This is a genomic window from Magnetospirillum sp. ME-1, from assembly GCF_002105535.1.
Classification (GTDB): Bacteria; Pseudomonadota; Alphaproteobacteria; order Rhodospirillales; family Magnetospirillaceae; genus Phaeospirillum.
Genome location: NZ_CP015848.1, coordinates 4,194,037 through 4,208,450, shown reverse-complemented (window position 1 = coordinate 4,208,450; position 14,414 = coordinate 4,194,037). Strand labels below are relative to the sequence as shown.

Below are 14,414 nucleotides of genomic sequence, written 5' to 3'. Positions count from 1 at the left end.
CCATGCCACCTTCCGGTTGAGCCGTATTTTAGCTATTCTGGCTTTAATCAATGGCGGATGGGCCGCCTATCTTGAAAATGTCTGAGAAATCAGGCCCATGGGAATCACGCCACGTAAAATAGGGGGGCGGTATGGCGCCAACTCAGGAGCATGTGAAGCGGCCCGGTATAATCATGCAAGTCATGTCAGCTCTATCATTCGGAATTTGGGGATTTGTTTTCTCTGTGGGCATCTCCTATGATGGACGTAGCTTTCAGCAATATTTTGTTGATAATTTATGGTCAGCGGTACCTGCCATCATAAGTGCTGCATGCTTTATTTATGCAAGCGTCCTTCCAAGAATTACAGGGACCAGCGCCGGGGGCATTGTCAGATATATTTTTCTGACGCTGGCATGGCTGGTAACGCTTTCGGCCTTATTTGTTATGATAGCCTATCTACTAATGATAGGTCCGACCCATTAGGGTCGGGGCCTCTGAAATCACGTGGACTGAATAGTCCCGAGTTTTCCAGAGGTCCTCGGTGATCACATTGTGCCAACGCTCGAACTCGATGGGGGACAGCATCCTGTTGCGGATGTGTTTGCGCATTGGATTGTAGAACATGACCCGCCCCGGGAATCTCCCTCCGGCCTTGAATGGATCCTGGCCCATCGACGGATGTCTGCTTACGAGCAAGATGACCTCGCTCTGGAATGAGCAGCATGGGCGCAAAGCGGCCATATTTCCTCTGGCACATCATCGTCTGCCGAGGGAGAGGGGGTCTTGCCGCCGGAACCTAGGTGCGGTATGGCACGGCGTTAACGTTGAATGCCTGTTCCCTACGCCCCCAACAGCTTCACCCTCTCCGCCGTCACCAGGGTGATGCCCTTTTCGGTGCGGTGGAAGCGGGCGGCATCCAGGGTTGGGTCTTCGCCCACCACCAGTCCCGGGGGGACCACCACGCCCTGGTCGACGATGCAGCGCTTCAGGCGGGCGTGGCGGCCGATGTCGACGTTGGGGAGGATGACGGCGTCCTCGACTACGCAATAGGAATTGACCCGGACGTTGGAGAACAGCATGGAGCGCCGCACCACGGCGCCCGAGATGATGCAGCCGCCCGCCACCAGGGAATCCACCGCCATGCCGCGCCGGTGATCGGAATCGAACACGAACTTGGCGGGGGGCGATTGCGGCTGGTCGGTCCAGATGGGCCAGCTCTCGTCATAGAGATTGAGCGCCGGCGTCACCGTGGTGAGGTCCATGTTGGCCTCCCAATAGGCGTCGATGGTGCCGACGTCGCGCCAGTAATGTTCCCGCGCCCCTTCGTGCATGACGCAGGAATCCTGGAAGTGGTGGGCGATCACCCGGTGGGTGGCGACCAGGGCGGGGATCAGGTCCTTGCCGAAATCGTGGCTGGTTTCGGCGGCGGTGGAATCCTTTTGCAGCAGGTCGAACAGCAGCTGGGCGTTGAAGATGTAGATGCCCATGCTGGCCATGGCCTTGTCCGGGTGGCCGGGCATGGGCTGCGGGTTGGCGGGCTTCTCGTCGAAGCGGATGATGCGGTCGTCGTCATCCACCGCCATGACGCCGAAGCCCTTGGCGGCCTCCAGCGGCACCTCGATGCAGGCCACCGTCACGTCGGCCCCGGCGGCCAGGTGGTGGGCGAGCATACGGCCGTAATGCATCTTGTAGACATGGTCGCCGGCCAGGATCAGCACGTGCTCGGGCCTGTGCGCCCGCACGATGTCCAGGTTCTGGAACACCGCGTCGGCGGTGCCCTTGTACCAGTTCTCGCCCTGGGTGCGCTGCTGGGCGGGCAGCAACTCGATGAATTCGTTGAACTCGCCCCTGAGGAATCCCCAGCCGCGCTGGATGTGCTGCAGCAGGGAATGGGCCTTGTACTGGGTCAGCACGCCGATGCGGCGGATGCCGGAATTGATGCAGTTGGAGAGCGTGAAGTCGATGATGCGGAACTTGCCGGCGAAGGGAATGGCCGGCTTGGCGTGCCAGTCGGTGAGGTCCATCAGGCGCGAGCCGCGCCCGCCCGCCAGGATCAGCGCCAGGGTCTTGCGCAGACGGTCGTTGACCTCGATGTCGATGGCGGCGCTCCGATCGGTGGGATCGTACATTCATCACCCCTTGGACGTTTTCTCGTTGCCCGATGACGGTGCCACAATCCCCGCATGGGTACAATCGCAGGGGGCGGGAAGCGGCCATGTGGGGCCACGGCCTCTCTCGACGGCGGCGGTAATCCGGGATAGGCTGAAGGTAGGAGTGCTTCAACCTCCGAACGGGGTCCGAGATGCGCGTGCTGTTCGCTTCCTCAGAAGTGTTTCCGCTGGTCAAGACCGGCGGGCTGGCCGACGTGTCGGGGGCTCTGCCCGCCGCCCTGGCCGAATCCGGCGTGGATGTCCGCATCCTGCTGCCCGGCTATCCCGACGCCATCAAGGCGGCCGGCGCGAAAAAGGCGGCCGGCGTGCTGGGCGATCCCTTCGGCCTGGGGGCCGAGGCGGTTCTGCTGTCCGGCAAGCTGCCCGACAGCGGCGTTCCGGTCTGGCTGGTGGACTGTCCGGCGCTGTTCGAGCGGGTCGGCGGCCCCTATCAGGATTCCCAGGGCCGCGACTGGCCCGACAACGCGCTGCGCTTCGCCCTGCTGTCGTGGACCGCCGCCCATCTGTGCACCGAGGGCAGCCCGGTCAAGTGGCGGCCCCAGGTGCTGCACGCCAACGACTGGCAGACCGGTCTGGCGGCGGCTTACCTGCACGCCTGGAACGTGATCCATCGCCCGGCGACGGTGTTCACCATCCACAATATCGCCTATCAGGGCCAGTTCCCGCCCGACATGGTGGCGCGCCTGGGCTTTCCCCCCGAGATGTACGCCATGGAGGGGTTCGAGTATTACGATACCCTGTCCTTCCTCAAGGCCGGGCTGTTCTATTGCGACCGCATCACCACGGTCAGCCCGCGCTACGCCAAGGAGATCCAGACCCCGGCCTTCGGCTGCGGCATGGACGGGCTTTTGTCCCATCGCGCCTCGGATCTGACCGGCATCCTCAACGGCGCCGATTATGGGGTTTGGAACCCGGCCTCTGATGCCCATCTGGCCCATCCCTATGCCCCCGGCGACGCGGCGGGCAAGGCCCGCAACAAGGCTGCCCTTCAGGCGGAGCTGGGTCTGGCCCAGGACCCGGATGCGCCGCTGATGGTGATCGTCAGCCGCCTCAACGACCACAAGGGCATGGATCTGGTGCTGGCGGCGCTGCCCAACATCCTGAAGCTGGGCGCCCAGGTGGCGGTGGTGGGAACCGGCGACAAGCCCCTGGAGGATGGTTTCCGGGCGGCGGCCGCCGCCCATCCCACCCAGGTGGCGGCGCGCATCGGCTATTCCGAGCCCCTGGCGCATCGCATGATGGCGGGCGGCGACATGCTGCTGATGCCGTCGCGCTTCGAGCCTTGCGGCCTGACCCAGTTCTACGCCTTCCGCTACGGCACCGTGCCGGTGGCCCATGCCACCGGCGGGCTGGCCGACACCCTGGTGGACACCGGCTACGACACCCTGATGACCGGCAAGGCCAACGGCTTCGTGTTCGAGCATTGCAACGTGGGCGCCTTCCAGTGGGCGGTGGAGCGGGCCGTGGGGCTTTACGCCAGGAAGGACCAGTGGGCGAAGATCGTCAGGGCCTGCGTCGCCCAGGACTTCTCGTGGGGACGTTCGGCGGCGCTGTACCGGGATCTCTATAAATCGTTCGCCGGCAACGGCAAGGGAAAGAAGAAGGCATGAGCTCCAAAGCCGCTCCGGTTCTGGTCGCCGATATCGGCGGCACCCATGCCCGGTTCGCCCTGGTGGGCGCCGATGGCGAGGCGGCCAATCCGGTGGTTCTGCGCTGTGCCGATTACGACGGGCCGGCTCCGGCCATCAAGGCCTATCTCGCCGATCAGGGGGGCGGGGCGATGCCCCGGCGCGGCGCCTTCGCCGTGGCCTCGGTGATCGACGGCGACCGCATCGAACTGACCAATTCCCCCTGGCGCTTCTCCATCGAGGCCACGCGGCAGGCGGTGGGGCTGGAGCGGCTGGAAGTGGTCAACGACTTCACCGCCGTGGCCCTGTCGGTCCGTCACTTAAAGCCCGAGCATCTGGTCGCCATCGGCGGCGGAGCGGCCTTGGCCGGGCGACCCATCGCCATTCTGGGGCCGGGCACCGGACTAGGGGTCTCAGCCCTGGTCCCTTCAGCGTCGGGCGAGTGGACGGCGCTCGATACCGAGGGCGGCCACGTCACCATGGCCGCCGCCACCGAGCGCGAGGCCCGCATCCTCGACCGCCTGCGCAGCCAGTTCGACCACGTCTCGGCCGAGCGGGTGCTGTCGGGGCAGGGGCTGGTCAACCTCTATCAGGCCATCGCCGCCCTGTCGGGGCATCAGGCGGTGTTCTCCACCCCCGATGTGATCAGCAAGCGGGGCCTGGACGGATCGTGCCCCGTCAGCCGCGAGGCGGTGGAAACCTTCTTCGCCATGATGGGTACCGTGGCGGGCAACCTGGCCCTGTCGCTGGGCGCCAAGGGCGGCGTGTTCATCGCCGGCGGCATCCTGCCGCGCATGGCCGATGCCTTCCGCCTCTCGTCGTTCAGGACGCGCTTCGAGGCCCATGGGCGCTTCCAGCCCTATCTGGCAGGGATTCCCACCTGGCTGATCACCCACCCGCTGCCCGCCTTCGTCGGGCTGGCGGCGTTGGTGGCATCAAACAAAAGCGCATAGGCCCATTCCGCCGCCGCACTTGCATTGCGGCGCAACATGCACGATATCTGAATTATCGAGGCATGTTCACGGGCTCCCTCATGTTGGTTTCCCCGTTCAAGGTCGGCGAGTTCGACGGCATGGCGCCCCGCGCCGACGCCGCCGTGCTGCGCATCTGCGACCCCACCGATGACTGGAAGGCCGAGGGGCGGGGGCTGGCCCAGGCCGGCTGGGGCGCGACCCTGACGCTGGCCTTCTGGGACATGGATGCTTCCGCCCTGGGGGTGAAGGGGCATCTGATCACCCGGCTGTGGGGGCGCAACCGCGCCCTGTTCGAGGCGCTGGCCGGCCGGCTGTTCGGGTCCGACATTCCCTGGCGGCCGTTCATCGCCGCCGACGCCGCCGCCATCGCCGCCTTCGCCGACGGGCTGGCGGACAAGGGCATCCGCGAGGTGCTGGTGGTCTGCCGCAATGGCCGGGGCCGTTCCGGCACCGTGGGCCGCTGGCTGGCCCGGCGCCTGGGGGCCCGCTTCGCCACCAGCGGTGATGACCGCGAGTCCGGCCATATCCGCGACACCCTCGACCGGGTGGCGGGCAGCGCCGCCTTGCGGGTCGAGCCAAGCTTCACCCGCGCAGCCTAAGTGCAATAGTTGTCGACACAATTTATAGCTACAGTAATGGGCGTCAACGTGATCTAATCACGCGTGAGGGGCGGTCTTTCCGATTGCCCGCGCGCCAGACACGGAGGGCGGCATGACTGATAGTTCCACGGTCAATCCCCAGATCACCGACGCGGTGACCCAGACCAACGTGAAGGTCCTGGGCGAGGCGCCGGCCATGGCCATGGCCAGCATCTACCAGAGTATGGCCCACTCCACCGGCCTGATGTACCAGAACGCGGTGGCGGCCCAGAACAACCAGAACATTCTGGCCCAGGCGGCCACGACCCAGGGGGTGGCGCAGCTGCTGAGCATAGGCGCCGCTTCCGATGCCGCGGCGGTCAAGGCCCTGGGGCAAAGCGACGTCCCCGACACCATGCTGGCGCTGCTGACCGCCCTGAAGGCGCTGCAGACGCCGCAGGTGTCCTGAGGCCCGGCCCATGGCCATTCCCACCGCCGTGAACGGCCAGATCACCGGTGCGGCCAGTCCGTCCGGCCTTTGCGCCATGGCGCTGGGGATGCTGTATCAGTCCATGGCCCAGGCCATGGCCATGGCCGCCTTCAACGCCACCCAAGCGCAGCAGCAGGCCTGCATGACCCATCAGGCGACCACCACGGCCTGCGTGCTGGCCCTGCTTAGGTGACCTCCAGCCGAGGATGAGTCCCATGGCCATTCCCACCGCCGTCAACGACCAGATCACCGATTCCGTCACCCAGGCCAACGTGAAGGTTTTGGGCGATGCTCCGGCCGTGGCTCTGGGCAATCTCTACCAGGCCACCGCCCAGGCGCTGGCCAATGCCGCCCACAACGCCACCAATGCCCAGCAGCAGAGCTACGTCACCATGCAGGCCGCCACCACCTCGGGGGTGACGACGCTCTACAGCCTGGACACCGCCAGCAATGGCGTGGCCACGAAGTTGATCCTCAAGGCATGAACGTCCACGGCTCGTGGCATAAGCGGAGTGACCCGCATGGATGAACCCACCGTTACGCCCCCGATCCAGCCTCTCGATCCCCTGGCCGCCGCCGAGACCTCCATGCTGACGGCGCTGCACGCCATGGCCCATGCCGCCGGCCTGGCCATGATGGCCGGGCCCCAGACCCAGGCCAGCGCCCGCCATCTGGCCATCGCGCGGCTGACCCGCATCGTGGTCGGAATGACGGACCCGGACGCCGCCGCCGAGATCAGGGGGCTGGCATGAGCGACGCCCCGTCCATTCCGCCGGTTGCGGCCTGCGCCGAGGCGGTCGGCGACGCCGCCCGGGTCATCGCCCAGACCGAGATCGCCCAGACCATGGCCATGGCGGTGCAGGACGCCTCGGATCACCTGCGCGACGCCTTCGCCGTGGCGCTGGCGGCCCAGGGCTCGCTTCTCGCCCGCCTGGTGAAGACCGGGAGCACCGACGGGGCCGACACCCTGGCCGCCATCCAGCTGGTGGTGGATCAGGCCCAGGCCAATCTGGAGCGGGTGACCACCCTGGCCCGTCAGGTCCTGGGCGGCATGCGCTGATAGTGGGGCGGCGGCGGCAGCGGGGACTGGAATCCGAATCGGTTCCGGGGTACACAAGGCCTTCCGTCTCCCTTGCGTGAAGGCAACGCCCTTGAAAGCCGCCGTCATCGTTTTCCCCGGCTCCAACTGCGACCGCGACGTCGCCGTGGCGCTGGAAGCCAGCATGGGCTCCAAGCCCCTCATGGTGTGGCACCGCGACACCCAACTGCCCGACCTGGACCTGATCGTGGTCCCCGGCGGCTTCTCCTATGGCGACTACCTGCGCTGCGGCGCCATGGCGGCCCATTCGCCGATCATGCGCGAGGTGAAGGCCCAGGCCGAGAAGGGCACCAGGGTGCTGGGCATCTGCAACGGCTTCCAGATCCTGACCGAAACCGGCCTGCTGCCGGGCGTGCTGATGCGCAACCGCAATCTCAAGTTCATCTGCCAGGACGTGTACCTGCGCGTCGAGAACGCGGGCACCGACTTCACCGCTAAGCACCAGCTGGGCGACGTGGTGCGCTATCCCATCGCCCACGCCGAGGGCAACTACTTCGTCGAGGCAGAAACCTTCCGCGCCATGGAGGGCAACGGCCAGGTGGCCTTCCGCTACTGCTCCAAGACCGGCGAGGTGTCCGACGCCACCAATCCCAACGGGGCGCTGTCCAACGTGGCCGGTGTCTATAACGAGACCAAGACGGTGCTGGGCCTGATGCCCCACCCCGAGCGTCTGGCCGAGGACCTGCTGGGCGGGTCCGACGGCAAGAAGATGTTCGATTCCCTGGTGGAGGCGCTGCGATGAGCCAGATTACCCCCGAGATCATCGCCCAACACGGCATCAAGCCGGACGAGTACAAGAAGATTCTCGAGATCATGGGCCGCGAGCCCAATCTCACCGAGCTCGGCATCTTCTCGGTGATGTGGTCCGAGCATTGCTCGTACAAGTCGTCGAAGAAGTGGCTGAAGACCCTGCCGACCAAGGCGCCCTGGGTCATCTGCGGCCCGGGCGAGAACGCCGGCATCATCGACATCGGCGATGGCCAGGCCATCGTCTTCAAGATGGAAAGCCACAACCACCCCAGCTTCATCGAGCCCTATCAGGGTGCGGCCACCGGCGTGGGCGGCATTCTGCGCGACGTGTTCACCATGGGCGCGCGTCCCATCGCCAACATGAACGCGCTGCGTTTCGGCGATCCCTCGCACCCCAAGACCCGCCATCTGGTGGCGGGCGTGGTGGCCGGCATCGGCGGCTACGGCAATTGCGTCGGCGTGCCCACCGTGGGCGGCGAGACCAATTTCCACCCCAGCTACAACGGCAATATCTTAGTCAACGCCATGACCGTTGGTCTGGCCGACAAGGACAAGATCTTCTATTCGGCCGCCGCCGGCATCGGCAATCCCGTGGTCTATTTCGGCTCGAAGACGGGCCGCGATGGCATCCACGGCGCCACCATGGCCAGTGCCGAATTCGACGAGAAGTCCGAGGAGAAGCGCCCCACCGTGCAGGTGGGCGACCCCTTCACCGAGAAGCTGCTGATCGAAGCCTGCCTGGAGCTGATGTCCACCGACGCCATCGTCGCCATCCAGGACATGGGCGCCGCCGGCCTGACCTCGTCGTCCTTCGAGATGGCGTCCAAGGGCGGCCTGGGCATCGAGATGGATCTCGACGCCGTGCCCATGCGCGAAGACGGCATGACTCCTTACGAGATCATGCTGTCCGAATCCCAGGAACGCATGCTGATGGTCCTGAAGCCCGGCCGCGAGGCCCTGGCCAAGGCCATCATGGACAAGTGGGAACTGGACTTCGCCGTGGTCGGCGTGCTCACCGATTCGGGGCGCATGGTCTTGAAGCGCCATGGCGAGGTGGTGGCGGACCTGCCCATCGATCCCCTGGCGCTCGCCTCGCCCGAATACGACCGTCCCTGGACCGCTCCGGCCAAGCGCCCGGTGGTCGATGCCAAGGACGTGCCCCAAATCTGCGTCGCCGAGGCGTTGAAGATTCTGGTGGCCTGTCCCGATCTGGCGTCCAAGCGCTGGATCTATTCCCAGTACGACCACATGGTGATGGGCGACACGGTGGGCCGCCCCGGCGGCGACGCCGCCGTGGTGCGCATCCACGGCACCGACAAGGCGGTGGGCATCACCACCGACGTCACGCCGCGCTACGTGCTGGCCGATCCTTACGAGGGCGGTCGTCAGGCGGTGGCCGAGGCCTATCGCAACCTGTCGGCGGTGGGTGCCCTGCCCATGGCCATCACCGACAACCTCAACTTCGGCAATCCGGAAAAGCCCGAGATCATGGGCCAGATCGTCGAGGCCATCCGCGGCATGGGCCAGGCCTGCATGGAGCTGGACTTCCCCGTGGTGTCGGGCAACGTCTCGCTCTACAACGAGACCCAAGGCAACGCCATCCTGCCCACCCCGGCGGTGGGCGGCGTCGGCCTGTTGGAGGACGTCAACAAGTCCGCCACCGTGGCCTTCAAGCGCGCCGGCTCGTCCATCGTGCTGATCGGCGAGACCAAGGGCTGGCTGGGTGCGTCCTTGTACCTGCGCGAGATCGCCAAGCGGGAAGACGGCGCCCCGCCGCCCGTGGCGCTGCATCGCGAACGCCGCGCCGGCGAGCTGGTCCGCCAGCTGATCGGCGACGGCCTGGTCCTGGCCTGTCACGACGTCTCCGACGGCGGCCTGCTGGTGGCGGTGGCCGAGATGGCCATGGCGTCCGAGGACAAGATCGGCGCCAAGCTGGACGCGCCTCACAATCTACCGCTGCACGCCTGGTGCTTCGGCGAGGACCAGGGTCGCTACGTGCTGGAAGTCTCCGACAACGATCTGGCCAGCGTGCTGGAAGAGGCGGCGGAGCACGACACCACGGCCCGCGTCATCGGCAAGACCGGTGGTGCGGTGATCAGCGTCGGCGGCCGCGCCGTGCCGGTCTTCGAACTGGCCGAAGCCAACGAAGCCTGGCTGCCCGCCTATATGGGCGAGGAAATGTCGGGGCACTGACCGAGGGGACGTTCAGCCCGCATTGGACTGAGAAATGGCGGCGCGCCGGGATACCGGCGCGCCGCTGCTTTTTTCGCCGGGCTTGCGGATCAGCGCACGCCTTTGGGCAGTTCGCCCGCATATTCGAAGACCGAACGGTTGTCGCGGGCCCAGACGTAAAGCTCCTCGGGCGACACGCGGTCCTGGCGGGCCTTGAAGAGGCGCGGCTGGCCAGCCGAATCGGTGGCGCAGTTCAGGCAATATACGGCCAGTTCCGAGCAGAACATCTTTGGAAGATTCTTGGAGCGGCCTTCCTTCAAAGCCTTGAGCATCTCCGACACCTCCTTGGTGGGGTCGCTCCGCGCATGATCGATGGCCGCCAAGGTTCCCGATGTTCCCACGACGGTGGCCGGGGCTAGGCCGATTTTATTGTAGTCCACGATGGGAGGGAGGGGGGAGGCCACATCCAGGCTGGGCACCAACTGCCGGGCGGTCTCGGCCACCGCCGCCGCCATGGCCTCGTCGCGGCACCGGACGACGTACCAGTTGTAGTGCGAGTAGTCGGCCTTGACCTTGGGATTTGCGCGGTCGAGATAGCTGACCACCACGCCGGGGTCGCCGGCCTCGACGATCTTGCCGTCACCGATATAGACAGCGGCATGGCCGAGCAGACCGGCGCCGAAATAGCGATGGCCGGAACGGTTGAGCGCCACCTGGCCGGCACCGATGATGAAGGTCGAGGCGCTGTGGCCCCAATTGCCCTGCTTCAGCATGATATCGCCGGGCTTCAGTCCCGCGATGCCTTGCTTGATCTTCGGCCCGTTCTTGCCGGTGATGTCGAAGTTCATTCTGCCCTGGGCCAGCAGGAACCCGCGCTTCACCGCATCCTCGGCGGTGTTGATCACGCCCTTGGCGATGGGATTCTTGACGGTGACCTTAAGGATTCCATCCTCCCAGGCGGCGGTGGCGACCTTTTCGATGATCTTCAAGCCCTTCTCGGCCAGCTTTCCCGCGTCCCTGACGCCCTGCTCGGCCGCCTTCTTGCCCTTCTCGTAGGTCCGGCCGGCGACTTGCACCCCTTCTTCAGCGACCTGACCGATCTTTCGTCCCGCTTTGCCAATTTCCCGGCCGATATCTTTGAGCAGCTTTACCATATGGTCATCCCCCTCGTTAAAGTTTATTGCGCTGATTGTATGCAAGTAAAAAGCATGTATCAGCGCATATGCGCAAGCAATACAGGTGCACAATCGATTTGTTAACGCGCCATGTGTGAAAAGTTGCGTCAAAGCGAGGTGGAAATATTTTTAAATATGTCTGGAGTAACATATTCTTATTATAATTGTGGCGGCGGCGGCGGCGGCGGCGGCGGCGGCGGCGGCTGGCCGGGGACGGGGGCGCATCTCTGATCGTGGGACATGGCCGGGGGCGACAACCCTTCTTGCCCTGGGGCCATAGCATTGTTGCGGGCGCGAAGTGCGACCCGTATTGTGGAGGCGGAAGGGGATCATTAGGAAAGATACGCCATGCCCATGGAAGCCAGTGAGATTGAAGCCCTGATTCGCGAGGGGATTCCCGATGCCAAGGTGATCATCGAGGATCTGCGCGGCGACGGCGATCACTACTCGGCCCTGGTGATTTCCGAGGCGTTCCGCGGCAAGAGCCGCGTTGCCCAGCACCAGATGGTCTTCGCCGCCATGCAGGGCAAGATGGGCGGCCAGCTGCACGCCATGGCGCTGCAGACCGCGACCCCCGACAACGCCCCCGATTTCGCCAAGGATTAGGCTGGCCCGCTTGCGCCCCGGCGCCGTGCTGCCTACATCTCAACCACGATCCGTCACGATCATTTTTTCGAGGAATTCCGACCGATGAGCAATCCTGTTTTCGACCGCATCCGCCAGGACCTGTCCGAGAATGATGTGGTCCTCTACATGAAGGGCACGCCCATGTTTCCGCAGTGCGGCTTTTCCGCCGCCGTGGTGCAGGTGCTGACCAATCTGGGCGTCAAGTTCAAGGGCATCGACATCCTGGTCGATCCTTCCCTGCGCGAAGGCATCAAGCAGTTCACCAACTGGCCGACCCTGCCGCAGCTCTACGTCAAGGGCGAGTTCGTCGGCGGCTGCGACATCGTGCGCGAGATGGCCGAATCGGGTGAACTGAAGCAGCTGATGGCCGACAAGGGCGTCGCCACCGCCTGAGGTCGTTGTTTGCGGACTGCAAGCGGCCCGGAAGGCGACTTCCGGGCCGTTTTGCTTTGAGCGCCGTGCTTGGCTCAAGTCGCTCCTTTGCGTCATGGCCGGGCTTCGTCCCGGCCATCCACGCGGGGCCGCTGGAACGTCTTGTGAAAGAATGAGCCGTGCGGCTGGGCGTGGATGCCCGGAACAAGTCCGGGCATGATGAGGGCCGTGGCGGTGCAGGGGAGGGCTTGAAACCTTAGGGAACGTCCCTGGCATAGACCTCGAGCACCGACAGGCCGCTTTCCAGGTCCTCGATCTCGAAGCATTTCTGCATGACGGATTCGGCCCCCTGGGCGATCCAGCCCTGGTGCTTGCGGATATCCTGGGAGCCGGTCGTGACGATGACCGGAACGTCCTTCAGCAGCGGGTCGAGCTTCATGTAGATCAGCAGTTCCGAGGCGTCCTCGGACCCCACCTGGCCGTCCAGCAGGACCACGTCGGTGTCTGGCCCGCCGGTCTGATCGATTCTTTGATTGAGGTGCTCGACCGCCCCGTCGATGGAATCCACCCAGGTCACCGCACAGTCGAACACCTGCGCGCCCAGGGCGAATTGCTGCAGTCTGGCGTCGGCCACATTGTCTTCGACGATCAGCACCTTGAGGTGTCGCACGATTTCCTTCGCCGAGAGCGCAGTCGAGGCTCAATATATCTGAAACTACTTGTGCGGGAAAGTCACTCGCTCTCCACGCAAAAAACAACGGCCCGGAACTGCTTCCGGGCCGTGTCTTGTCGCCGGTGGGCGAACCTTAGCGCGAATTATGCAGCTAATGCGAGTGTCTTATTGTTTTTGCTGCACTTTTTACGCCATAAAAAGCTATCAGCCTCAAATCTGTTATAGCTCAAAAGTATTGCCGCAATCTACCACCTTTGCGCCGTCAGCCTTTCCGCAGCATGGCCAAGCGTTCCTTTTTTGCAATGGCCAGGGCCTTGTCCAACTCGCCCACCGTCACAGCCTCCATCAGCGTTTCAATAACGCTCGCAAGCTGCTCCTTCGTTCCAGCCACCACCGCAGTGTTCTCGCCACTCAGTTTCAATGGCCGATTACCATAGCGCAATTCCAGCAGCCAGTTACCGTCAGTGTCCTGCCAAAACCATTGCCGCAGCCGCTTGCTGCGCTCGTATCCAACACGCTCGCCGTTCTCGTCCGTCTTGTATCGCGTCTGCTTCACCGTAAACGCCGTGCCGTCCAGCAGCCTAAACGTCGCGTAGGTGTGTCTCAGGCTATAAAGCGTTCTCGCGTTGCCGTGCCTGTCCGTGTCCAAGTTGGCCGCCGCCATCAAATTCTTAAAGCCCACCTCAAACGTGTGTATGTCCTCGCCGTTGCTGTTCGTAAATAGCCCGTTTCCCTTTGCCCGCGCCTCGTCCAAGTCCTTCCAACCATAATGCGCCAGCAGCTTCTTCAACGTGTTCCGCGCCGCCCGTGTCCCAATCACCGCCCGCTTGCCCGTCTTGCCATCCACCCACAGCCGCAGCGTTTCCGTTTGCTTGCCGTTGCCCGTGTGTATCAATTCAACGTCCCGCCAAGTCAGTCCACGCGCCTCACCAACCCGCATACCCGTCCCAACCAGCAGCCGCACGTAAAGTTCCAAAAGTTGCCTGTCCCGTTTAACGCGTGGATGTTCAGCAGATCGCGTGCGCTGCCGTGCCGTCCATATCAGCAGCCTGTATTCCTTCACGTCAAAAGCGCCGCGCCTATTTGTCTTTGCCCGCTTCGCCTTCATAAACGCCAGTTGCTTCAAAGACCCTTGTTCCAGCCCGTGCTTCAAAATCTGCCGCAACATGCTCTGTTCCATCACCAGCGTTTTCGCCGAAGGCGTTGTCGCCGCTGTTGCTACCTTCCTGTCCGCACCGTAGCCCTTCGTCCAATAGTCCAAGCGCCAGTCGTCGTAGTCGTTAAAGTCCGCCGTCGTTATGCTGTTGATCGGTTTTTTGCCGAAAAATGGGAGCAGGTAGCGTTTTAGCGTGCCCTCAACCAGCACCAACCGTCCCTTACTCAAGCGTCCTTCCTGCGTTTCCCGCTGTGCCTTCCGAATGTAATCGTCCGCAAGTTGTTTGAATGTTTGATCTTTTAAGGGGTGATTGTTGCGTTGCTTGTAGCGCAGCTCCTCGTACAGCTCCTCCGCCGTCCGCTTCGCCTCCGCCAAGTCCGTCGTTTTCGTGCTCCGCCGCACCAGCGTGCGTTCCGTGCCAAGTCTAAAACGCGCCTGCCAAATGCCCCGTTTGTCGCTCGCCAGCGTGTACAGCACAATCCGACCGCCACGCAGTTCAATTTCACGCTGTCCAACTTCCATAGCCGCACCTTCAAAAGTGCCTGTTAGCTACGTGTTAGTATAGCGT

General features: G+C 64.1%; 16 protein-coding genes. 12 read left to right on the top strand and 4 right to left on the bottom strand.

All coding sequences use genetic code 11. The features are described 5' to 3' along the window. Positions 1-820 precede the first annotated feature (820 nt). Entirely contained in the window at positions 821-2,110 is a 1,290-nt protein-coding gene (gene glgC, locus WV31_RS19670; RefSeq protein ID WP_085375125.1) for a glucose-1-phosphate adenylyltransferase, read from the bottom strand. Between the two features lie 173 nt (positions 2,111-2,283). Between glgC and glgA the strand changes: the two genes are divergently transcribed. The 10 genes from glgA to purL all read left to right on the top strand — a co-directional run bounded on the left by glgA (position 2,284) and on the right by purL (position 9,864). Beyond that, on the top strand, positions 2,284-3,762 hold the full coding sequence (glgA, locus tag WV31_RS19665) for a glycogen synthase GlgA (protein WP_085375124.1): 1,479 nt from the start codon (positions 2,284-2,286) through the stop codon (positions 3,760-3,762). Beyond that, complete coding sequence (gene glk, locus WV31_RS19660; RefSeq protein ID WP_085375123.1) at positions 3,759-4,733, top strand: glucokinase; 975 nt, start codon at positions 3,759-3,761, stop codon at positions 4,731-4,733. The genes glgA and glk overlap by 4 nt, the downstream gene beginning before the upstream one ends. A gap of 80 nt (positions 4,734-4,813) precedes the next feature. After that, the gene (locus WV31_RS19655; RefSeq protein ID WP_085375693.1) at positions 4,814-5,353 is read left to right on the top strand and encodes a hypothetical protein; all 540 of its coding nucleotides are present in this window, start codon (positions 4,814-4,816) and stop codon (positions 5,351-5,353) included. A gap of 112 nt (positions 5,354-5,465) precedes the next feature. Next, the gene (locus WV31_RS19650) at positions 5,466-5,801 is read left to right on the top strand and encodes a RebB family R body protein (protein ID WP_085375122.1); all 336 of its coding nucleotides are present in this window, start codon (positions 5,466-5,468) and stop codon (positions 5,799-5,801) included. Between the two features lie 10 nt (positions 5,802-5,811). After that, positions 5,812-6,015 carry a RebB family R body protein gene (locus WV31_RS19645; RefSeq protein ID WP_085375121.1) on the top strand — a complete coding sequence of 68 codons (204 nt, stop codon included), beginning with the start codon at positions 5,812-5,814 and terminating at the stop codon, positions 6,013-6,015. A gap of 22 nt (positions 6,016-6,037) precedes the next feature. Beyond that, a complete protein-coding gene (locus WV31_RS19640; protein ID WP_085375120.1) occupies positions 6,038-6,307 on the top strand; it encodes a RebB family R body protein in 270 nt (89 codons plus the stop codon). A 36-nt stretch (positions 6,308-6,343) separates the two neighbouring features. Then, the gene (locus tag WV31_RS19635; RefSeq protein WP_085375119.1) at positions 6,344-6,574 is read left to right on the top strand and encodes a hypothetical protein; all 231 of its coding nucleotides are present in this window, start codon (positions 6,344-6,346) and stop codon (positions 6,572-6,574) included. Further along, positions 6,571-6,882, top strand: a complete 312-nt coding sequence (locus WV31_RS19630; protein WP_085375118.1) for a hypothetical protein — start codon at positions 6,571-6,573, stop codon at positions 6,880-6,882. Before WV31_RS19635 ends, WV31_RS19630 begins: the two co-directional genes overlap by 4 nt. Positions 6,883-6,973: 91 nt before the next feature. Further along, positions 6,974-7,663 (top strand): phosphoribosylformylglycinamidine synthase subunit PurQ, encoded by a 690-nt coding sequence (gene purQ / locus WV31_RS19625; RefSeq protein ID WP_085375117.1) that lies wholly within the window; start codon positions 6,974-6,976, stop codon positions 7,661-7,663. Beyond that, positions 7,660-9,864 (top strand): phosphoribosylformylglycinamidine synthase subunit PurL, encoded by a 2,205-nt coding sequence (gene purL / locus WV31_RS19620; RefSeq protein WP_085375116.1) that lies wholly within the window; start codon positions 7,660-7,662, stop codon positions 9,862-9,864. The genes purQ and purL overlap by 4 nt, the downstream gene beginning before the upstream one ends. Before the next feature lie 89 nt (positions 9,865-9,953). Here purL and WV31_RS19615 read toward each other — a convergent pair whose 3' ends face one another. Next, positions 9,954-10,919: a hypothetical protein gene (locus tag WV31_RS19615; protein ID WP_145980922.1), complete on the bottom strand. Its 966-nt coding sequence runs from the start codon at positions 10,917-10,919 to the stop codon at positions 9,954-9,956. Between the two features lie 447 nt (positions 10,920-11,366). Between WV31_RS19615 and WV31_RS19610 the strand changes: the two genes are divergently transcribed. Both WV31_RS19610 and grxD read left to right on the top strand, forming a co-directional pair. Then, positions 11,367-11,624, top strand: coding sequence for a BolA family protein (locus tag WV31_RS19610; protein ID WP_085375114.1), 258 nt, complete (start codon positions 11,367-11,369; stop codon positions 11,622-11,624). A gap of 84 nt (positions 11,625-11,708) precedes the next feature. Next, positions 11,709-12,038, top strand: coding sequence for a Grx4 family monothiol glutaredoxin (gene grxD, locus WV31_RS19605; protein WP_085375113.1), 330 nt, complete (start codon positions 11,709-11,711; stop codon positions 12,036-12,038). 235 nt (positions 12,039-12,273) lie between these two features. Here the strand turns inward: grxD and WV31_RS19600 are convergent, their stop codons facing one another. Beyond that, positions 12,274-12,687: a response regulator gene (locus tag WV31_RS19600; RefSeq protein WP_168186008.1), complete on the bottom strand. Its 414-nt coding sequence runs from the start codon at positions 12,685-12,687 to the stop codon at positions 12,274-12,276. Between the two features lie 265 nt (positions 12,688-12,952). Continuing rightward, the gene (locus tag WV31_RS19595) at positions 12,953-14,368 is read right to left on the bottom strand and encodes a tyrosine-type recombinase/integrase (RefSeq protein WP_085375111.1); all 1,416 of its coding nucleotides are present in this window, start codon (positions 14,366-14,368) and stop codon (positions 12,953-12,955) included. Positions 14,369-14,414 lie beyond the last annotated feature (46 nt).